Origin of the sequence: Pantoea graminicola, from assembly GCF_048452665.1 — a bacterium.
Taxonomy (GTDB): Bacteria; Pseudomonadota; Gammaproteobacteria; order Enterobacterales; family Enterobacteriaceae; genus Pantoea.
In genome coordinates this window covers 62,688-82,614 of record NZ_JBLWSJ010000003.1, presented here as the reverse complement: position 1 = coordinate 82,614, position 19,927 = coordinate 62,688, and the positions used below count along the sequence as shown (strand labels likewise).

Sequence of the window (19,927 nt, the reverse complement as noted above, 5' to 3'; positions counted from 1 at the left end):
GCATGTTAAGCCCTGCCCGACGTCATCGCATGCGCCAGCAGGCTATTGAAGCCTCGCAGAACGCCGACAACCCGCTGCGCCACGCCAGCGGCTATGAGCAGATGCTCATCAAGCTGAATGACGACAAACGCCGCCTGAAAAAAGTGCACTCCAACGAGCGCAAGGCGGAAATTAAGCGTCAGCTGCTGCCTGAGTACCTGCCGTGGGTGTCCGGCGTGCTGGAGAAAGGCAAAGGCGCACAGGATGCCGTGCTGATGACCGTCATGATCTGGCGGCTCGATGCGGGCGACGTACCCGGCGCGCTGGAAATTGCCCGGTACGCGCTGATGCATGGCCTTGTGTCGCCGGACGGCTTCAGGCGCGCCAGCCTGCCGTATCTGCTGGCCGAGGAAGTCGCCAGCGCGGCAACGCGCGCCTGGACGGCAAAAGCGCCGGTCGATGTTGACCCGCTGCTGGCAACCATTGTGATGACGGAATCCGAAGACATGCCCGACCAGGTTCGCGCCAAGCTGCACAAGATAACCGGGTATGTGCTTCGCGATGCGGGCAGGGCTTCGGAGGCGATGACCCATCTTGCAAGGGCGCATCAGCTGCACGACGGCTGCGGCGTCAAAAAAGACATAGAGCGGCTGGGAACGGCGATGAAAAAACAGGCCATCGCCAGCCGCTGACCGAACGCGACCCCGCGCACGGGCGGCAGGACGGCAACGCACTTTCAGTGTCTGCGCCGTCCTCCACCGCCCACCTATTTCAAAGGCCGATTATGAATAACACGGTTGTTATCCCCGCCCCGCGACCGGCAGACGCTGCCGAGCCGCCGGTAAAGAATACGTTTTTCTGGCCTGACGTTGACCTGCAGCAGCTGCGCGATTCGCTGCGCTATGAGGGAACGGTCACGGCGCAGCGCCTGCGCCTGGCCGTGAAAACGGCGATTTCAGAAGTAAACGCCGAGCTGTACGACTGGCGCGCCGCGCAGATGGCGGCGGGCTTTAAGACGCTGGCCGACGTGCCTGCGGAATCGCTGGACGGCGAGAGCGAAAAGGTTACGGCCTACCTCGCCGCCGTCGGCGCGCTGACCGCCGCCACCATCGCTGAACGCTATCGCGGCTATGACGCCAGCGGCACAAAAAAGGCGGGCGAAATCGAGGCCAGCGCCGACGAGTACTGGCGCGATGCGCGATTCAGTATCAGCCGCATCGCCGGTAAGCCCGGCTGCATTGTGGATCTGCTCTGATGATCGTTTACGCACAGCAGGGCGATACCGTTGACGAAATCTGTCAGCGCTATTACGGGCGAACCGGTCAGGCTGTCGGGCTGGTTTACTCGGCTAATCCGGGCCTGGCCGAAAGCGGGCCGGTGCTGCCGCACGGCTGCGAGGTGACGCTGCCTGAGCTGCCGGAATCATCAGCAGGCGAAACCGTTAACCTGTGGGACTAAAAATGGAAAAAATCAGCTCTGCGATCAACTACCTGATAGGCCTCATCCTGATGTGGTTCGGCCGTCATACGCCGCAGGATATCGCCTTTATGGTCGGTTCCGGCGTAGCGGTTATCACGCTTATCACTAACGTCGCGACGTTCTTTATCAACTGGCATTACCGACGCAAAACCTACGAGCTGCAGCGCCTGCGGGGGGTGAGCCTTGAGCCAGACCGTTAAACGCTGCGCCGTGGTGGCCGTGCTGGCAATTGCCGCGCTGCTGCCACAGTTTAAAACCCTGAAAACGTCCGAGGCCGGACTGGCGCTCATTGCCAACACCGAGGGGTGCCGCACCTCGCCCTATCAGTGCAGCGCCGGAGTCTGGACGAACGGCATCGGTCACACCGAAGGCGTGACGCCGCAAAGCCAGATCAGCGAGCGGCAGGCGGCGGTTAATCTCGTGTATGACGTGATGCGAGTCGAGCGCGGGATCGATGCCTGTATGTCGGCTGAGATGCCGCAGCCGGTCTATGACACGGCCGTGTCATTCGCCTTTAACGTCGGCGTGCGCGCGGCCTGCAGCTCGACCTTTGCCCGTTATATCAGGCTGCAGCACTGGCTTGATGCCTGTAATGAGCTGCGGCGCTGGGTATTCGTTAAGGGCGTGAGAAATCGCGGGCTGGAAAACCGCCGCGCTGCGGAAACAGCCTACTGCCTGCGGGGTGTGTCATGACGCGCCTGATTGCCGCCCTGCTGGCCGTCGCGCTGCTGGCGCTGGGCGTGACCGGATGGCAGTGGAAAGTCGCAAAAGATGACCTGACCAGCGCGCAGCGCATTATCGGCACGCTGTCGGCCGGTATCGAGAGCCGCGACAAAGCTATAGCCAGGCTGGATGCGGATGCGAGAGCCAGCCAGAAGCGCGAAGCCGAGCTGCGGCTGATGCAGGGACGCGCCAGCACGGCCGCGCTTAACCGTGAAATGACCATACAGAGAGAAACCGATGCGAATCCGATACTGCGTGACTGGTCTGCTGCTGCTTTGCCTGACGATGTTATCCGGCTGCACGCCCGCCCGGCCTTCGCCAGCGCCAGAGATTATCTGGATTGGGTGTCCGCGCGTGACAAGCTGCCCGGTGCCGGGAAACAGCCTTAAAACCGCTGGCGATCTGGCGGCTGACAATCGTCAGCTTGAGGCCGCACTCGCCGCCTGCGGGCTGCAGGTCGAAATAATCAAAGACTGCCAGGAACAACACGATGCTGAAACCACAACAACTGCGCCAGGCGCTGACCGACAGCGTGCCGGAGCTGCAGCGAAATCCTGACGCGCTGAACGTGTTTATCGACAGCGGGCGCATCGTCTCGACGCTTGCCAGCTCGCTGTCGTTTGAATACCAGTACCGGCTTAACATGGTCATTACCGATTACGCCGGTAACATCGACCTGCTGATCGTGCCGCTGCTGGCATGGCTGCGTACAAATGAACCCGACATTATGGCAACCGAGGAAAAGCGCCGGACGGGCTTTACCTTCCAGGCGGATGTTATCAGCGACACGGCCAGCGATATCAGCATCGAGCTGCAGCTGAGCGAGCGCGTGATCGTGAAGCGGGCCGACGACGGGCTGCACGTGACTCACGTCGGCGAGAACCCGCTGCCGGAGAATGACGCGCGGCCGGTGCAGCTTTACGTTAAGGGCGAGCTGGTCAGCGAGTTGCAGACATGAGCGAGCTGCAGCTGATAAATGACCGGCTGGAGGCGCTTATCAGCAGCCTGTCGGCCCCGGCGCGTAAGGAGATGGCGCGCAGCATTGGCCGCAAACTGCGCGCGAGTCAGCAGCAAAACATCAAGCGACAGCAGGCTCCAGATGGCACGCCGTTTAAGCCCCGCAAAACGCAGCCGGTGCGCAGCAAAAAGGGCCGGATAAAGTGCGAAATGTTCGCAAAGCTGCGCACTGCTAAGTACATGAAAACGCAGGCCAGCCCGAATGAGGCCGTGATCGAGTTTGCGGGTAACGTGCAGCGCATGGCCCGCGTGCATCATTTCGGGTTGCGCGACCGGCCAGCGCGGAAAGGTAAAGAAATACAGTATGAAGCCCGCCAATTGTTAGGAATTAACAAAGGCACACTTGACATGATTGAGGCGTTGATCATTAATGTCATTAAAGATTAATCTTATTGACTGGGGGTTTTTTTGGGCCGCTTTATGGATAACCGCAGGGATGATTCTCAGCAAAAAATTGAGCTAATGATAAAAATAATACTAAGAACAGATGGTTACATAAGTAGCGCCAACACTAAATCAACTATATTACTAAGCTTGTCATCTGCGCTATTTGCAGCAATTTTACTTAACTATGATAAGTTTCTTAATAGGCTAACTAATGTTGGAGATAAATATGTATTATCAGTTATAGCTATAGCATCAATGATTCTATTATTAATGGCCATCTTTCATTCTTTACAGGGCATAGTTCCTCTTATGGAACCTTCCAGTAAAAAAAACATATTTTCTTTTGTTGACTTATTGCATTATCACAATGATGTAAATAAATATATTGATGCCATTAATGAAAAAAAATCAGCGGAAATGATTGGATCCTTAGCTTCATTGAATTTTAATTTATCTACATCCCTAAAGAGCAAATATAATAATCAAAAAAAATCCATTGAATATATTACTTTAGCTTTGATGTCGATTGGATTAATGATTGTAATTATAGTTTTTTCTCAAATATAGAGGCGCAAAATGTCTATTGAAGATATTTATAAAGGATTAGGTCGCTCGCTCGATGCTAAACTTGCAAAATCTAAAACAAGCAATGTTATCAAAAGTCAAATAGTAAACGATTCGAATGAGGCGTTATCCGAAGCAAGTTGGAGCGGCTCCCTGGTAGGCTTAGAGCATTTTACGCCTTCACCTGAAAGTTACGGGGTCAAAAATTTAGTAAGGCACAAGTTTGGAAAGCATGGCCAGATGAAAAAAAGTTTTGGTTGCCATCCTGATTTCGAAGATATAGAAAATGAAGACGAAATGCGGTATGGTTATGCTATAACACTTTTTATGGATATAATAGGATCAACAAAACTTGGAGTTACTTACACCCCTCTCGAAGTGTTCGGAATAAAAAACGACATTATTCGCTGCGCAATCGAAACTATTGATTCCTTCGATGGGCATGTCCATCGAATTATGGGCGATGCGGTAATGGCTTTCTTCAGAAGTAACAGAAAGCAGGAAAATGGTTTAGTTATGGACCATGCTATTGATGCATTAAACTGTTCTGTATTTTTGATAGAGATGATAAAAAAAGTTGTCTCCCCTAGGCTTGTCGATATGGGAGCAGAAAAAATAGGTATTCGTATTGGTATCGATTATGGCAGAGATGAGGAAGTTATCTGGGGAAAATATGGATATCAAGGTTCCCATGAGGTGACTGCTACTTCATATCATGTAGATGTAGCAGCTAAACTTCAGCAAAAGGCACCAAAGAACTCCATATTGGTAGGGGATAACTTCGTAAAGCTTTTAGGTTTTGATAAGCCATTCATTAGTGTTTTAGAGAAAATGAAATCTGGTGTTTATGAAAAGCAAGAGTTTGTCAAGCCAAACTATTTAACTAAGAACGGGCAGCCAAGGAATTATAGGCAATTTTTAATAGACCATGAGGCTTATAAAAAATTAACGCCAATAGACTCCTACTCAGATAGTCTGCAAATTAGTGCAACGCTAAAAAAAGATAAAGACACCCCCTCGGATGATGAATATGAAAGATGTTCCCGGAGTATAAAGAAAGGATTCGGAATATCATTTAAAGCTAGATATGAAAGTGTACCTGGTAGAGATTTGCGCTTTCTGTTTAGAGTTGAAAATACAGGCACAGAAGCTAGCGAACAAGAAGATAACGCGAATCATGAAGAATACGTTGATGCGGTGCATCAAGGTGATGGTGTTTACTTTGCTAAGCACTGGGAAGGCACGGAGTATAAAGGAATACATCATATGTTTGTGTCAGTGTGGTCTGGTGAAACCAGGATTACTCAGGAAGAGGTCTTCTCAATATTCATTACAGACTCTATGGAAAGCTTAGATATTTAGTTCGTTAGTCAGTCAGCAAACATACCTAAATTGAGAATGCATGAAGGTTTAGTGCATTCTCAATGTCATGAATGAACAACTCTTCGAAATTCAGCGCCTGCTGCGCAACCTCATCCGCATCGGAACCGTGTCGGCTGTCAATCTTGACGGCGGGCTGTGCCGTGTCGATACGGGAAAAAACACAACCGGCTGGCTGCACTGGCTGAGCGCCCGCGCGGGTAAAACCCGCTCCTGGAATGCGCCGTCAGTGGGTGAGCAGGTGCTTGTGCTGTGCCTCGGCGGCGAACTCGATACCGGCTTTGTGCTGCCGGGTATTTTCTCTGATGACAACCCGGCTCCGTCGGCCTCGGCCGATGCGCTGCACTGGTCATTTCCTGACGGCGCGGTGATCGAGTATGAGCCGGAAAACGGCGCACTGACCGCAACTGGCATACAGACGGCAACCATCAAAGCGGCGGTAAAAATCCTGTTCGACTCGCCAGAAGTGGAATGCACAACGCTGCTAAAAACCGCGCAGCTGGAAGTTACAAAGGGCGCAACGATGAAAGGCGACGTGACGCACACCGGCGGCAACCTGTCCTCAAACGGCAAAGTGCTGCATACGCATATCCATCCGGGCGACAGCGGCGGCAAGACGGGGGCACCAGTATGACGACCGCAAAATATATCGGCATGAACCGGGAAACCGGCGGCGCGCTGACCGACCTTGATCATATCCGGCAATCGGTGCGTGACATTCTGCTGACCCCTGTCGGCACCAGGGTGATGCGCCGCCAGTATGGTTCGCTTTTATCCGCGCTGATTGACCAGCCGCAAAACGAGGCGCTGCGCCTGCAGATTATGTCGGCCTGCTATATGGCCCTTCTGAAATGGGAGCCGCGCATAAAACTGACCGCCATCAGCTTTGAGTCGGATATCAACGGCGCAATGGTGGTTGAGCTGTCCGGCAACCGCACCGACAACGCGCAGCCTTTTTCCTTAACCGTTCCTGTGAGCTGAGACTATGGCAACTATCGACCTGAGCCAGCTGCCTGCCCCTGACGTGGTGGAGGCGCTGGATTATGAAAGCCTGCTGGCCGAGCGAAAGGCAACGCTGATTTCCCTTTACCCGGCTGACCAGCAGGAGGCCGTCGCCCGCACGCTGACGCTGGAGTCGGAACCCATCGTTAAGATGCTGCAGGAAAATGCATATCGAGAGCTGATCCTGCGCCAGCGCATCAACGAGGCGGCAAAAGCCGTCATGGTGGCGTATTCACTGGATGCCGACCTTGACCAGCTCGGCGTAAACAATGGCGTAACCCGCCTGACGATTACCCCGGCTGATGATACAGCCATACCGCCGACAGCCGCCGTGATGGAAAGTAACGACGATTTCCGGCTACGCATTGCCTCGGCGTTTGAGGGGCTTAGCGTTGCCGGGCCGACCGGTGCATATGAGTATCACGCCAGAAGCGCCGACGGCCGCGTAGCCGATGCATCAGTCATAAGCCCGTCGCCTGCAGTGGTCACGGTGACAGTGCTCGCGCGTGAGGGCAACGGCGTGGCCGGTGATGATTTGCTGGCCGTGGTTAGCGCTGCGCTCAATGACGAAGACGTGCGCCCGGTTGCCGACCGGGTGAGCGTGCAGTCAGCGAAGATTGTTAATTACGAAATTGAGGCCGAGCTGTACCTCTATCCGGGGCCGGAAGCTGAACCGATCCGCGCCGCCTCTGAGGCAAAGCTCGCCGCCTTTGTCAGCGCACAAAAGCGCCTCGGCCGGGACATTCGCCTCTCTGCGCTCTATGCCGCCATGCACGTTGAGGGCGTGCAGCGCGTCAACCTTATCAAGCCTTCTGCTGACGTGGTGCTCGACAAAACGCAGGCCGCTTACTGCACAGGCTACACGCTGACCGTTGGAGGCTCGGATGAGTGATCGCCTGCTGCCGACCGGCTCGTCAGCGCTTGAGGTTGCCGCCGCTGAGGCGCTGGCAAGCCCCGGCGCGATGAGCGTGCCGCTGCGCCAGTTATGTAATCCGCAAACCTGCCCGGTGGAGCTTCTGCCCTATCTGGCGTGGGCGTGGTCAGTTGACCGCTGGGATTCAGCCTGGCCGGAATCGACAAAGCGCGCCGTGGTTGCCGCCTCGCAGTACGTGCACCGGCACAAGGGAACGATAGGTGCTATCCGCCGCGTCGTTGAGCCGCTGGGCTATCTCATCAGGATAATTGAGTGGTGGAAAACCAACGAAGCGCCAGGCACGTTCCGGCTTGATGTGGGCGTACTCGATACCGGCATTACCGAGGAAATGTATAACGAGCTTGAGCGCCTGATAGCGGACGCGAAGCCCTGCAGCCGTCACCTGATCGGCCTGTCCATTAATCTCGATGTTAACGGAGTTGTGCCGGTCGCCGTTGCCAGCTATAGCGGCGACGAGCTGACCGTTTATCCCTATACCCCTGAACTTATCAGCGTCGGCGGGCCGGGTTATTCCGGCGTGGCGGTGCATCTTATTGACCTGACGGAAGTGAGCGCATGACGACAAAATATTTTGCCCTGCTGACCAATCAGGGCGCGGCTAAGCTGGCGAACGCCGCCGCACTCGGCACGAAAGTGAATATCACCTCAATGGGGGTCGGGGACGGTGGCGGCACACTGCCGACGCCTGAAGCGGCGCAGACTAAGCTCATCGGCGAGAAGCGCCGCGCGCAGCTTAATTCGCTGACCGTTGACGCGGCAAACAGCAGCCAGATCATCGCCGAGCAGATTATCCCGGAAAGCGAGGGCGGTTTCTGGATCCGTGAAATCGGCCTGTACGACGCTGACGGCGTGCTGATTGCCGTTGCTAACTGCCCGGAAACCTACAAGCCGCAGCTGGCAGAGGGCAGCGGCCGGACGCAGACGGTGCGCATGATTTTAATCGTGAACAGCACGAGCGCCGTCACGCTGAAGATTGATCCGGCTGTTGTGCTGGCAACACGCCAGTACGTCGATAATGCAATAATTGAGGTCAAAGCCTATGCCGATGACCTGATGGCAAAGCACGTCGCCGCAGCCGATCCGCATAAACAGTACGCACCCAAAGACAGCCCGGTATTTACCGGCACGCCAAAAGCGCCGACACCCGCTGCGGGCAACAGCTCTACGCTTCTGGCTACGACGGCCTTTGTGCAGGCGGCAATCGCGCAGCTGGTTGCCTCTTCCCCGGAGGCGCTGGATACGCTGAATGAGCTGGCGGCGGCGCTGGGTAACGATCCGAATTTTTCGGCAACGATGATGAATCAGCTGGCGGCGCGCGCGCTGCTTGCGGGTAACGTTAATCAGCAGTTTTCCGTTAAAGACGCCACCGCAGACGGCCATGCGGTGAACCGCGGGCAGGTTAATACTCTGCTGGCGCAGAAAGCCGCTCTCAACGGTAACGCGAATCAGGATTTTCAGGTCAGAAATTCAGGTGACCTTAGCAACGCTGTTAACAATGCCCGGCTTAACTTTGTGCTGGGCGCGTATGCGCTTCTGGGCGGTAACCCTAACCAGAAATTCCAGGTGGCCAGCGCGCCCGGTGACAGTGCTGCAGCGGTTCCGGTATCGCTGTTAAACAGCAGCCTGGCAAATAAGGCAGATATCAGCGGGAATCAGTTCACCCCGTTCAGCGTAGGTGGTGCAACAGCAGCAACACATGCCGTGCGGCTTGATCAGTTCCTGTCAGGTTCCAACGGCAACGGAGCATGGACTAAGTTTCCGGGTGGCGGCCAGTGGTGCCGTGCGAACCTGAGCGTACCGGCGAAAACTAATATCACCTGGACATACCCGGCAGCATTTCCGGCTGCGCCTGCCGTTTTTATTACGGGCATCAATGGGGATCCGGCGGTGTGGTTAACCGGCGTGGGGCCGGGCAACGTCGGTATTTATAACAATAATGATTCCGCACTTAACGTTAACCTTCTGGCAATCTGGTGATGAAAATGAGCGAAGACAAAGCAGGCATTGTTGAGGGATCCGGCATGGAGCCGGTCGTAACTTACGAAAGCCGTTATTTTGTGGCGGTCAATGAGCGGCTTTACGTTGATGCGATGCTGATTGCTTTCACGCAGTCGGATGCTGACAGCTACGCTGCGCAGGGCCTGGCCGAACTGAGCCGGGCAGAATTTGAGTCAGTCGGGCCTGACTGTCAGCTGATCAAGGGCAGGGTTGTTAAGGGGCCGCCGCTTGTGCCTGTGCTTAGTGACGAAGCCAGCAGGGCTATCCTGTCAGCCCGCATCCGGGATGCAAGCGAAAAAATACAGATGTTTACCGATGCGACTGAGCTGGATATGGCGCAGGAGGGAGATAGCGAGCGCCTGGCGGCCTGGAAAAAATACCGTGTCAGCCTGAGCCAGAGTGACATTTCAGCGCCACTGACTGACTGGCCCGTTTCGCCCGACTGAGCCGGATACCTGAAGCCCCGATAAGGGGGCTTTATCCCGCCTTTTGTCCGCCTGTCTTCCAGCAAACTGCAACCGAATGCACGGCCCCGCCTGACCTGACACCCTGAGCACACCCTCAAAACGGAGTGCATCAGATGTCTGATTATCATCATGGTGTCCGCGTCATCGAAGTTAACGACGGCACGCGCACCATTACCACCGTATCAACCGCAATCGTGGGCATGGTCTGCACCGCGCAGGATGCAGATGCGGCAACTTTCCCGCTCAATAAGCCGGTACTTATCACTAACGTGCAAGGTGCTATCGGCAAGGCTGGCAAGAAAGGCACGCTCGCAGCTGCGCTTCAGGCCATTGCTGACCAGTCAAAACCCGTGACCGTCGTCGTGCGCGTGGCTGAAGGTGCCGACGAAGCCGAAACCACCTCCAATATCATCGGCGGCACGGATGAAAACGGCCAGTATACCGGCATGAAAGCGTTGCTCGCCGCGCAGACCCAGCTCGACGTTAAGCCGCGCATCCTCGGCGTGCCGGGACTCGACTCACTCGCGGTGGCGACCGCGCTTGCCAGCATTGCGCAGCAGCTTCGCGCCTTTGCCTATGTCTCGGCGTGCGAATGCAAAACCATTTCCGAAGCCCGTTTGTATCGTCAGAACTTCAGCCAGCGTGAAATCATGGTTATCTGGCCGGACTTTCTCACCTGGAACACCACGACCAGCAAATCCGATACCGCTTTTGCGACCGCCCGCGCGCTGGGCCTGCGCGCCAAAATCGACAATGACACAGGCTGGCATAAAACCCTGTCTAACGTCGGCGTTAATGGCGTGACCGGCATTTCCGCATCTGTGTTCTGGGATCTGCAGCAGACTGGCACCGACGCCGACCTGCTCAACGAGGCCGACGTTACGACGCTGATCCGTAAAGACGGTTTCCGCTTCTGGGGCAACCGCACCTGCAGCGATGACCCGCTGTTTCAGTTTGAGAACTACACCCGCACGGCGCAGGTGCTGGCCGACACGATGGCCGAGGCGCACATGTGGGCGGTTGATAAACCGCTGACGCCGGTTCTGGTGCGCGAAATTATAGCGGGCATCAATGCGAAATTTCGCGAGCTGGTCAGCGCCGGTTATCTGCTGGGCGCGTCTGCCTGGTATGACGAAAGCGCCAACGACAAAGACAGCCTTAAGGCGGGCAAACTCTTTATCGATTACGACTATACGCCGGTTCCGCCGCTGGAAGACCTGACGCTGCGCCAGCGCATTTCCGACAAATATCTGGCGAACTTCGCCGCATCCGTAAACAGCTGAGGAGCCGGATAAATGGCATTTCCACGCAAACTGAAGGGCATGAACCTTTTCAATAACGCAAATAGCTATCAGGGCGTCGTGACTGCCGTCACCCTGCCGAAGCTGGCGCGCAAGCTCGACCCGTTTCGCGCAGGCGGCATGAGCGGCGCGGCCTTTATCGATAACGGTCTGGAAGATGACGCGCTTGATATTGAGTGGAGCATCGGCGGTATTGATGAGCTGGTACTCACGCAGTGGGGAGCCTCTGACATTCCCCTGCGATTTACCGGCTCTTATCAGCGCGACGATACCGGCGAGGAAATCGCGGTAGAGATTGAGGTGCGCGGTAAGCATCAGTCGTTTGATTTCGGCGAAGCCAAACAGGGTGAAGACACCGAAACCAAAATCACCAGTAAAAACACCTATTACAAGCTGACCTTTAACGGCAAAGAGCTGATCGAAATCGACACCATCAACATGGTGGAGAAGGTCAACGGCACTGACCGCCTTGAGCAGCGCCGTAAAAACCTCGGCCTGGTATAAACCCTGACGCCAGCGCCCGTCGCTGGCTTTACATGACTGCAGTGAACAGAGAACAATCATGGAAAAGAAAGAAAACGTTGTAGAGTTTGAAACCCCGCTGCTGCGCGGCGAAACCGAAATCAACAGCGTGGAGCTGATTAAACCGACCGCCGGAAGCCTGCGCGGCGTGCGCCTGGCCGATCTGTGCCAGTCGGATGTTGACGCCCTGCTGACCGTGCTGCCCCGCATTACCCTGCCAGCCCTGACAAAGGCCGAATGTAACGCTCTCGATCCGGTTGACCTGATTGCGCTGGGCGGCAGGGTGATTGGTTTTTTGCAGTCGAAGTCGGACAAATAGACTGGCCCCGCGGCCTGACGGTCAACGACCTGATGGCCGACATTGCCACAATATTCCACTGGCAGCCCTCCGAGATGTACGACATGCCGCTGGCCGAGCTGATGGACTGGCGGCACAAAGCCTTTATCCGCAGCGGAGCAACCCCGGATGAGCAATAACCTTAAAGTGCAGGTACTGCTGAACGCGGTAGACAAAGCCTCGCGCCCCTTCAAAGCCGTGCAGACCGCCGCTAAAAATCTGTCGTCTGACATACGCCAGACACAATCAACGATTAAGGAGCTGGACGCGCAGGCCGGGAAAATTGACGGCTTCCGCAAGGCCAGCGCACAGCTGGCCGTCACGCAGCAGAGCCTCAAAGACGCAAAGCAGGAGGCTGCAGCGCTGGCCGTGCAGTTTAAAAACACGGAGCGCCCCACGACGCAGCAGGCCCGCGCACTGGAAAAGGCCCGACAGGCTGCGGCAGAGCTGCAGACGAAAACCAACAGCCTGCGCCTGTCGGTGCAGCAGCAGCGCGAGGCGCTTAACGCGGCGGGTATTTCCACCAAAAGCCTCAGCAGCGAGCAGCAGCGCCTGAAATCCGCATCAGCGCAGGCAACCGTCAGCCTGAGCCGTCAGAAAATGGAGCTTCAGCGGCTGAATGCACAGCAGGAGCGGCTTAATCAGACCAGCGAGCGTTACCGCAAAGGACAGGAGCTGTCGGGAAAGGTACGGAACGCGGGCGCGGCCGGTGCCGGTGCTGCAACGGTCGGCGGGATGGCAGCAACCTCGCTGCTGATGCCTGGCTTTGAGTTTGCACAGAAAAATTCCGAGCTACAGGCCGTGCTCGGCGTGGCGAAAGATTCAAAGGAGATGACCGCCCTGCGTGCGCAGGCGCGCCAGCTCGGTGATACAACCGCCGCATCTGCCGATGATGCGGCAGGGGCGCAAATCGTTATCGCCAAAGGCGGCGGCGACGCCGCTGCTGTTGAGGCGGTCACGCCGGTTACGCTCAATATGGCGCTGGCAAACAAGCGCACGATGGAGGAAAACGCTACGCTGCTGATGGGGATGAAGTCTGCCTTTCAGCTTTCAAACGATAATGTCGCTCATATTGGCGACGTGCTTTCAATGACGCTGAATAAAACGGCTTCTGACTTTGACGGGCTGAATGATGCGCTGACCTATGTTGCCCCGGTAGCGAAAAATGCAGGTGTCAGTATTGAGCAGGCGGCGGCAATGATCGGCGTTCTGCATGACGGCAAAATCACCGGCTCAATGGCCGGTACGGGTAGCCGCGCCGTACTGAGCCGGCTGCAGGCTCCTACCGGCGAATCATTCAAGGCTATCAGAGAGCTGGGAATTAAAACCGCAGACAGCAAAGGCAATACCCGCCCGATCTTCACCATTCTGAAAGAAATGCAGGCGAGTTTTCAACGTCACAGGCTGGGAACGGGCCAGAAAGCCGAGTACATGAAAACCATTTTCGGCGAAGAGGCCACCTCATCAGCCGCTCTGCTGATGACAGCCGCCTCAACCGGCAAGCTCGACCGGCTGACCGCCGAGTTTAAAGCCTCTGATGGCAAAACGGCCGAGCTTGTCCAGGTCATGCAGGATAATCTCGGCGGCGACCTTAAGGAGCTGCAGTCTGCGTATGAGGCCGTCGGCACAGACCTGTTTGATCAGAACGACGGCAGCCTGCGCGCACTTACCCAGGACACGGCGGCACTGCTGCTGACGGTTGATAACTGGATTAAAGCTAACCCTGCGCTGGCAGGCGGTATAGCAAAAGTGGTAATGGGCGGGCTGATGTTAGCCGGGGCGCTGGGCGCAATCGGGCTGGTAGCCTGGCCGGTAATTGCGGGCGTGAATACCCTGATTGCCGGTGCGGGGTTTCTCGGCACGGCATTCAGCATCGCTGGCGGAGCTATTGCGGCCGCGCTCGGCGCTATCACGCTGCCGGTGGTGGCCGTCGTGGCGGCAATCGTGGCCGGGGCGCTACTGGTGCGCAAATACTGGGAGCCTGTCAGCGCCTTTATAGCAGGCATGGCCGAAGGGTTTACCGCAGCGATGGGGCCGATCAGTGATTCCTTCGGTTCGCTGAAGCCGGTTTTTGAGTGGGTAGGTGGCAAGGTCAAAGAGCTGTGGGACTGGTTCGGCAAACTGCTGGAGCCGGTAAAATCCACGCAGACCGAACTTGCCGCCGCCGGAGACATGGGTAAGAAGTTCGGCAACATGCTGGCCGCGGCGCTGAAAATCCCGAGCCACGCGCTCGATCAGCTTATGGGCGGCATCAACTGGGTGCTGGATAAGCTCGGCATTATCGACACGAAATCCGATGGCCTCAAAGACAAAGTCCCGTCCCCGGATCCGGTAGCAACCGGTGGCGCGGGCGCAGATACCGGCGGGCTGCAATACAACATCGCCTATGGTGGAGCGCCTTACCGCCCGGTTTCAGCTCCGTCAGCCGGGGGCGGATTCACCGACCGCAGCCAGAATACTTATCAGTATGAAATCAACATGCATGAGGGTATGACCAAAGACGACGCAATGGCGCTGATGGCGCAGCACCAGGCAAAAGAGCAGCGCAACCGGCAGGCACAGAACCGCAGCAAAATGGGCTGGGAGGATTAAACGATGATGATGATTTACGGCATGATGCCGTTTATGCGACAGACCCTGCCTTACGGGGATATGCAGCAGAATATCGACTATCGCTGGCCCACTAACAGCCGGTTCGGGCAGCGTCCGTCGGCGCAGTTTATCGGGCCGGGCGATGAAAAAATCACGCTATCCGGGGAGCTTCGCCCGGAAATCACGGGCGGCTCGGTGTCGCTGATGACCGTCCGTCTGATGGCCGACGAGGGGATGGCGTGGCCGCTGATTGGTGGCAGCGGCATGATTTACGGCATGTACGTGATTGAGAGTATTTCTAACACCTTCAGCGAGTTTTACCCCAACGGGACGGCCAGTAAAATCATGTTTACCCTGAGCCTGAAGCGCGTTGACGAGTCGCTTACCTCAATGTTTGGCGATCTGAAGAAACAGGCTGACGGGCTTATCAGCGGCTCCGCCAGTCTTCCAGGGCAGCTCACGTCAGCAATCGACGGCGTGAAGTCGGCGGCCGGTAGCCTGATTTCATCTGCAGGGGGGCTGCTCGGATGATCGGGATAAGCAGCCTGCCGGTGCAGGCCGGGGCGCAGCTGACGCCGGATTTCATGCTGAAGGTTAATTCTAAAGACGTCACAACCAATATCCGGGATCGCCTTATCTCGATGACGCTGACCGATAATCGCGGCTTTGAGGCTGACCAGCTGGATATTGAGCTGGACGACGCCGATGGCCAGCTGGCAATGCCGGTACGCGGCGCAGTGATAACGCTGTTTCTCGGCTGGAAAGGACAGGCGCTTTTCGGTAAAGGTGATTTCACCGTTGATGAGGTCGAGCATCACGGCGCGCCGGACACCATGACAATCCGCGCCCGCAGTGCCGATTTTCGCGGCTCACTCAATTCCCGCCGGGAGGTGTCCTATCACGACACTACCCTGGGCGATGTCGTGACGCAGATAGCCGGGCGGAATAATTTAAAGCCAGTGCTGGCCGATGGCTTCGCCGGAATTGCCGTGGCGCATATTGACCAGACGCAGGAGACTGACGCTAAATTTCTGACGCGCCTCGCCACGCTGTACGGCGCGGTTGCAGCAGTAAAGGCCGGGCGGCTTCTGTTTATAAAGCCCGGCAACGGCGTTACAGCCAGCGGCAAGCCAATCCCGCAGATGACCATTACGCGACAGGATGGCGACCGGCACAGCTTCAGCATTGCCGACCGAGGCGCATACACGGGCGTCTCTGCGAGCTGGCTGCATACCAAAGACCCGAAGCCAAAGAAAGTTAAGGTGAAGCGTAAGCCGAAGGTAAAGCACCTGCGCGCGCTGGAGCACCCGGCGGCGAAAAAGAAAAAGACGACCGCGACAAAGACGCCGGAGGCCCGAGAGGGGGATTATCTGGCTGGCACGGAAGATAACATATTTACGCTGACGACTGTGTATGCGACGAAAGCAGCCGCGATGCGGGCGGCTAAAGCGAAGTGGGAGAAGCTGCAGCGTGGCGTCGCTGAGTTTTCGATCACGCTCGCAATGGGGCGCGCCGACCTGTACCCGGAGACGCCAGTCAGGGTGAGCGGCTTTAAGTCGGTGATCGATGCGCAGCCGTGGATTATCAGTAAAGTGACGCACAGCCTGAGCGGCAGCGGGTATACAACGACGCTTGAGTTTGAGGTGCTGCTTTCAGATGTTGAATATCAGTCAGAAACAGAGGGTAAAACAGAAACTGCTTAATTCGGGTGTAATTTGCAAAACACAATTTGCATATTCAAACTAAGTGGCTCTCCCCTGCCCTTTTTGAGGATATTGATGATGATGCACTGCCCTTTATGCCAGACAGCAGCCCACGCAAAAAGCAGCCGCTATGTTTCAAAAGAAACAAAAGAACGTTATCACCAGTGCCAGAATATTAATTGCAGCTGCACATTCAAAACGCACGAGACCGTGACTGGAATGATTGTCTCGCCTGGGCAAATCAATAATGTGCCACTCTACACCAGCCAACAGCAACCTTCCCTTCTGCATTAATTTAGCCCGCTCAGCGGGCTTTTTCATGTTTGAAAATCCATAATCAAACATTGAATACTGGTTTTATATACAGTAACTTAATCCCCTTTTATCAAGGGGGACTGCATGGCAATAAGGAAATTAAATACAGGTAAGTGGCTCTGCGAGTGCTATCTCAATGGAAGGGATGGTAAACGAGTGAGACGACAGTTCAGGACCCGTGCCGAAGCCATTGCCTTTGAGCAATACACTCAGGACGAAATGAAGGCTAAACCCTGGCTGGCTGAGAAAGAGGATAACCGCAAGCTTAGCGAACTTATCGAACTATGGTACAAACTGCACGGTTGCTCGCTAAGTGACAGAAAAGGCCGACTCGGCAAACTCAATATTATTTGCAATGGCATGGGAAACCCCGTTGCTGCCTCTATCACTTCGAAGGATTGGGCACATTATCGGGATCGGCGTTTACAGGGCCTCATACAGAACGGATACAAAACCAGTGATAAATCGTTAAAGGTCTCACCGGGTACCATTAACTGTGAACATGCATTCCTTCGCGCTCTTTTCAATGAGCTGGAACGGCTTGGCGAAATCAGCTACCCCAACCCACTTAAAAATATACGGGAGTTTGATCAGCCAGAGAAAGAAATGGCATGGTTGACTGAAACCCAGATACAAAAGCTTTTTGCCGCCTGCAAAGTTCACGATAACCCCGATCTGACGCTGATTATCAAAATCTGCCTTTCAACCGGGTGCCGGTGGAGTGAAGCCGCGAATCTTAAAGCCTCACAATTGTCTCCAAACAAAATCACTTTCATCAATACCAAAGGCAAAAAGAACCGCTCGGTACCCATCGACAACGCCCTGTATAACGAATTGAAAAACAAAGAGGGCCGTTTTTTTGCAGAGTGCTATCGCCAGTTTTATCGGGTCATTCGCCTGGCCGGTATTGAATTACCCGAAGGCCAGATGAGCCATGTACTGCGCCATAGCTTTGCCAGCCACTTTATGATGGCCGGAGGAAATATCATCGTTCTGCAGCGTATTCTCGGGCATTCCGACATCAGGGTGACGATGCGTTATGCGCACTTCGCGCCCGACCATCTTGAAGATGCAATTCGCTGCAATCCGCTGGCGTTGATGGCGAAGAAAAATGGCGACAAAGTGGCGGCACAGAGTCCAGCAGAGTAGAACAGAAGGTAACACGATCGGGTTTAACTGATTGATTATATTGTAAGTTACTGTTTTTAAATGCCAACCAAAAAAAGACCGAATACGATTCCTATATTCGGTCCAGGGAAATGGCTCTCAGGGAGCCGTGCGCTAAAAGTTGGCATTTATGAAGGCGGTGACGCCTTGCCATTTAAGGTTAGATCAGCGCGGGGGAAATGCCAGTAAGCGGAGGGCAAGAGGCCATAAACCGGACCAGTTTGTGATCGCAACGGCAAAAAAGATCAGGCGCAGCGGGCTGCCGCACCCGATGGGCCTATTTACCGCACAGTGCCTGGGTGCGCTCGATAATCGGCTGCAGACTCATCATCTGGCCCGGATGCGCTTTATCTTCGCTCTGAATCACGCTGATTGGCTGCGCTTTCACCTGTTTGTTCTTAAACAGCTGGTCTGCGATGTCGTTCAGCGGATATTGCATCAGGGTGCTCGGATTGATGGCAAACAGCGCCCCATCTTTCTCGCAGGTCAGCATCACCTCTTCACGATTGAAGGGCCACTTCTCCTTGCCAATCTCAAAGCGGCTGACGGTAATGATTTGTGCCGCCAGCGCCTGGCCGCAGAGGGATAACAACAGGATTGCGGGGACCACTTTCTTCAGCAACATAACGACCCTTTTCTCTCTTAACAATTTCAGGCTGGCGACAGCGTGGCAAAAACGCTGACCAGCCCAACCACTCCGCACGCCAGCAGCAGTTCAAGCTGCGTCATGCGAATAAATTTCTGCTGCGTTCCACTGCCCGCCAGACGAAAGCGCGGAACCAGCCAGTAACGGTTAAACAGCGCCACGCCGACCATCAGGGCAACCAGCAATACTTTGCACAGCAGCAATTCAATATAGCGCGAATCCTGCCAGGTCAGCGGCCAGCCCGCGATAATCAGGCTATTGATGACGCCGCTCAGCAACGTCAGTGCCACCGCCAGATGCCCGTAGCGTGAAAACCGCATCATGGTGCGGATAGCATCGGTGCGGCGATCGATGTGACGCGCCTCACCCATCAGCAGCAACAGGGGCAGTAATCCCCCCGCCCAGAATGCGGACGCTATCAGATGCAGCGCATGGTTGAACGGCTGCAGCACGCCGGGCCAGCCATCGCGCATCGCGGCGTGCCCAATCAAGGCCATCGCAACCAGTTGCAGCACGCCCGCCAGCAAGAGCAGTTGAGAGCGAATGCTGCCGGTCACGAACAGTGCGCCAGCGGCCAGCAGGCTGAACAGGATCTCGCCCTGCCAGACTCTACCAAAATGGGTGCCGAGCACCGCCAGCCAGATATCGGCGTCAGCCAGATGTGTACTGTCACCGCTCATCAGCACATTCTGACAGGCCAGCATCGCCAGCGCGCTGACCAGCGCCAGCCAGACACTTCCTCTTATCAGCGGAAAGAGTCGCTGCGCCAGTTGCGGGCGATAACGCCGGGGTGCCAGCAGCGCGCAGTAACAGGCGCTGCCCGTCAGCAGCATCACGGCGGCGAAGTGCAACGCCCGCAAGAGTATCCAGAGGGTAGTCACCGGCCTTACTTCACGCTGAAGCGATAGCGTCCTGCCGTTTTATGCCCATCGACCGACAGAACATGCCAGTTAACCTGGTAATCTCCCGCCTTCAGCGGCTGCGGCAGCCCGACAATCAGCTGCTTTTTCTGGTCAGCGGCCACGCGGGCTTTATCGGTGGCAACGGGCTTCTGATGGCTGTCCAGCAGCGTCACGCCACTAAAGGCCGCTTCGATATCTTCGCTGAAATTCAGCGTCAGGGTATCGGGGGAGGATGACACCTGCGCGTTGTCAGCAGGGACTGAGGAGCGAAGATGCGCGTGGGCCGCGGCCAGCGAGCTGAATGCCATTGCACCGGCGGCCATCAGTGCCGTAACCACCCGGGAAATACGTATTTTCTGCATAAGATCATCCTTTTAACCGCTGCCAGGGCGACAAACAGTGCAAAAGGATACGCTGCTCTATTTGCACTGTCGAGGCCAGCGATGCGATCCTTAATCCTTGATTCAGACCGGCGAAAACATTACTTTTGCCCGCTATATCCAGGAGAAAAT

General features: G+C 55.7%; 29 protein-coding genes. 26 read left to right on the top strand and 3 right to left on the bottom strand.

What is annotated here, in order from left to right:
- Window positions 1-2: 2 nt before the first annotated feature.
- The 26 genes from ACNY69_RS08045 to ACNY69_RS07920 all read left to right on the top strand — a co-directional run bounded on the left by ACNY69_RS08045 (window position 3) and on the right by ACNY69_RS07920 (window position 17,849).
- On the top strand, window positions 3-671 hold the full coding sequence (locus tag ACNY69_RS08045) for a phage terminase small subunit (RefSeq protein WP_418797870.1): 669 nt from the start codon (window positions 3-5) through the stop codon (window positions 669-671).
- A gap of 92 nt (window positions 672-763) precedes the next feature.
- Window positions 764-1,234 (top strand): head completion/stabilization protein, encoded by a 471-nt coding sequence (locus ACNY69_RS08040; protein WP_150045045.1) that lies wholly within the window; start codon window positions 764-766, stop codon window positions 1,232-1,234.
- Window positions 1,234-1,437, top strand: a complete 204-nt coding sequence (locus ACNY69_RS08035) for a tail protein X (protein WP_418797868.1) — start codon at window positions 1,234-1,236, stop codon at window positions 1,435-1,437. The genes ACNY69_RS08040 and ACNY69_RS08035 overlap by 1 nt, the downstream gene beginning before the upstream one ends.
- Before the next feature lie 2 nt (window positions 1,438-1,439).
- Window positions 1,440-1,658, top strand: a complete 219-nt coding sequence (locus tag ACNY69_RS08030; protein WP_418797867.1) for an HP1 family phage holin — start codon at window positions 1,440-1,442, stop codon at window positions 1,656-1,658.
- The gene (locus tag ACNY69_RS08025) at window positions 1,642-2,151 is read left to right on the top strand and encodes a lysozyme (protein WP_418797865.1); all 510 of its coding nucleotides are present in this window, start codon (window positions 1,642-1,644) and stop codon (window positions 2,149-2,151) included. The genes ACNY69_RS08030 and ACNY69_RS08025 overlap by 17 nt, the downstream gene beginning before the upstream one ends.
- Entirely contained in the window at window positions 2,148-2,570 is a 423-nt protein-coding gene (gene lysB, locus ACNY69_RS08020) for an Rz-like lysis system protein LysB (protein ID WP_267369937.1), read from the top strand. The genes ACNY69_RS08025 and lysB overlap by 4 nt, the downstream gene beginning before the upstream one ends.
- The gene (gene lysC, locus ACNY69_RS08015) at window positions 2,467-2,739 is read left to right on the top strand and encodes an Rz1-like lysis system protein LysC (RefSeq protein WP_418797863.1); all 273 of its coding nucleotides are present in this window, start codon (window positions 2,467-2,469) and stop codon (window positions 2,737-2,739) included. Before lysB ends, lysC begins: the two co-directional genes overlap by 104 nt.
- Window positions 2,672-3,139, top strand: a complete 468-nt coding sequence (locus ACNY69_RS08010) for a phage tail protein (RefSeq protein ID WP_111207778.1) — start codon at window positions 2,672-2,674, stop codon at window positions 3,137-3,139. Before lysC ends, ACNY69_RS08010 begins: the two co-directional genes overlap by 68 nt.
- Window positions 3,136-3,585 (top strand): phage virion morphogenesis protein, encoded by a 450-nt coding sequence (locus ACNY69_RS08005; RefSeq protein WP_418797862.1) that lies wholly within the window; start codon window positions 3,136-3,138, stop codon window positions 3,583-3,585. Before ACNY69_RS08010 ends, ACNY69_RS08005 begins: the two co-directional genes overlap by 4 nt.
- A gap of 33 nt (window positions 3,586-3,618) precedes the next feature.
- Complete coding sequence (locus ACNY69_RS08000; protein ID WP_418797860.1) at window positions 3,619-4,152, top strand: Pycsar system effector family protein; 534 nt, start codon at window positions 3,619-3,621, stop codon at window positions 4,150-4,152.
- 9 nt (window positions 4,153-4,161) lie between these two features.
- The gene (locus tag ACNY69_RS07995) at window positions 4,162-5,511 is read left to right on the top strand and encodes a nucleotide-binding domain-containing protein (RefSeq protein WP_418797858.1); all 1,350 of its coding nucleotides are present in this window, start codon (window positions 4,162-4,164) and stop codon (window positions 5,509-5,511) included.
- Between the two features lie 67 nt (window positions 5,512-5,578).
- Window positions 5,579-6,163, top strand: coding sequence for a phage baseplate assembly protein V (locus ACNY69_RS07990; protein WP_418797856.1), 585 nt, complete (start codon window positions 5,579-5,581; stop codon window positions 6,161-6,163).
- Window positions 6,160-6,510: a GPW/gp25 family protein gene (locus ACNY69_RS07985; RefSeq protein ID WP_418797854.1), complete on the top strand. Its 351-nt coding sequence runs from the start codon at window positions 6,160-6,162 to the stop codon at window positions 6,508-6,510. The genes ACNY69_RS07990 and ACNY69_RS07985 overlap by 4 nt, the downstream gene beginning before the upstream one ends.
- A 4-nt stretch (window positions 6,511-6,514) precedes the next feature.
- Window positions 6,515-7,423, top strand: a complete 909-nt coding sequence (locus ACNY69_RS07980; protein ID WP_418797852.1) for a baseplate assembly protein — start codon at window positions 6,515-6,517, stop codon at window positions 7,421-7,423.
- Entirely contained in the window at window positions 7,416-8,024 is a 609-nt protein-coding gene (locus tag ACNY69_RS07975) for a phage tail protein I (protein ID WP_418797850.1), read from the top strand. The genes ACNY69_RS07980 and ACNY69_RS07975 overlap by 8 nt, the downstream gene beginning before the upstream one ends.
- Complete coding sequence (locus ACNY69_RS07970; protein WP_418797848.1) at window positions 8,021-9,442, top strand: phage tail protein; 1,422 nt, start codon at window positions 8,021-8,023, stop codon at window positions 9,440-9,442. The genes ACNY69_RS07975 and ACNY69_RS07970 overlap by 4 nt, the downstream gene beginning before the upstream one ends.
- A 5-nt stretch (window positions 9,443-9,447) precedes the next feature.
- The gene (locus ACNY69_RS07965; protein WP_418797846.1) at window positions 9,448-9,909 is read left to right on the top strand and encodes a tail fiber assembly protein; all 462 of its coding nucleotides are present in this window, start codon (window positions 9,448-9,450) and stop codon (window positions 9,907-9,909) included.
- 134 nt (window positions 9,910-10,043) lie between these two features.
- Complete coding sequence (locus ACNY69_RS07960; RefSeq protein ID WP_418797844.1) at window positions 10,044-11,213, top strand: phage tail sheath protein; 1,170 nt, start codon at window positions 10,044-10,046, stop codon at window positions 11,211-11,213.
- A 12-nt stretch (window positions 11,214-11,225) separates the two neighbouring features.
- Complete coding sequence (locus ACNY69_RS07955) at window positions 11,226-11,735, top strand: phage major tail tube protein (RefSeq protein ID WP_418797842.1); 510 nt, start codon at window positions 11,226-11,228, stop codon at window positions 11,733-11,735.
- A 58-nt stretch (window positions 11,736-11,793) separates the two neighbouring features.
- Window positions 11,794-12,072, top strand: coding sequence for a phage tail assembly protein (locus ACNY69_RS07950; protein WP_418797840.1), 279 nt, complete (start codon window positions 11,794-11,796; stop codon window positions 12,070-12,072).
- A gap of 32 nt (window positions 12,073-12,104) precedes the next feature.
- Window positions 12,105-12,230 carry a GpE family phage tail protein gene (locus ACNY69_RS07945; protein WP_111207766.1) on the top strand — a complete coding sequence of 42 codons (126 nt, stop codon included), beginning with the start codon at window positions 12,105-12,107 and terminating at the stop codon, window positions 12,228-12,230.
- The gene (locus tag ACNY69_RS07940; protein WP_418797838.1) at window positions 12,220-14,682 is read left to right on the top strand and encodes a phage tail tape measure protein; all 2,463 of its coding nucleotides are present in this window, start codon (window positions 12,220-12,222) and stop codon (window positions 14,680-14,682) included. Before ACNY69_RS07945 ends, ACNY69_RS07940 begins: the two co-directional genes overlap by 11 nt.
- A gap of 3 nt (window positions 14,683-14,685) precedes the next feature.
- Window positions 14,686-15,213 (top strand): phage tail protein, encoded by a 528-nt coding sequence (locus ACNY69_RS07935; RefSeq protein WP_061704108.1) that lies wholly within the window; start codon window positions 14,686-14,688, stop codon window positions 15,211-15,213.
- Window positions 15,210-16,385: a phage late control D family protein gene (locus ACNY69_RS07930; protein WP_418797836.1), complete on the top strand. Its 1,176-nt coding sequence runs from the start codon at window positions 15,210-15,212 to the stop codon at window positions 16,383-16,385. Before ACNY69_RS07935 ends, ACNY69_RS07930 begins: the two co-directional genes overlap by 4 nt.
- A gap of 78 nt (window positions 16,386-16,463) precedes the next feature.
- Entirely contained in the window at window positions 16,464-16,679 is a 216-nt protein-coding gene (locus ACNY69_RS07925) for an ogr/Delta-like zinc finger family protein (RefSeq protein WP_418798244.1), read from the top strand.
- 105 nt (window positions 16,680-16,784) lie between these two features.
- On the top strand, window positions 16,785-17,849 hold the full coding sequence (locus ACNY69_RS07920; protein WP_260058381.1) for a phage integrase: 1,065 nt from the start codon (window positions 16,785-16,787) through the stop codon (window positions 17,847-17,849).
- A gap of 295 nt (window positions 17,850-18,144) precedes the next feature.
- Here ACNY69_RS07920 and ACNY69_RS07915 read toward each other — a convergent pair whose 3' ends face one another.
- Genes ACNY69_RS07915 through copC form a run of 3 tightly spaced genes read right to left on the bottom strand, consistent with a single transcriptional unit; the run spans window position 18,145 to window position 19,777 of the window.
- Window positions 18,145-18,492, bottom strand: a complete 348-nt coding sequence (locus ACNY69_RS07915; RefSeq protein WP_111138829.1) for a YebY family protein — start codon at window positions 18,490-18,492, stop codon at window positions 18,145-18,147.
- Between the two features lie 26 nt (window positions 18,493-18,518).
- On the bottom strand, window positions 18,519-19,394 hold the full coding sequence (gene copD, locus ACNY69_RS07910) for a copper homeostasis membrane protein CopD (RefSeq protein ID WP_418797834.1): 876 nt from the start codon (window positions 19,392-19,394) through the stop codon (window positions 18,519-18,521).
- Window positions 19,395-19,399: 5 nt separating this feature from the next.
- Window positions 19,400-19,777, bottom strand: coding sequence for a copper homeostasis periplasmic binding protein CopC (gene copC, locus ACNY69_RS07905; RefSeq protein ID WP_111138827.1), 378 nt, complete (start codon window positions 19,775-19,777; stop codon window positions 19,400-19,402).
- Between the last annotated feature and the right edge of the window lie 150 nt (window positions 19,778-19,927).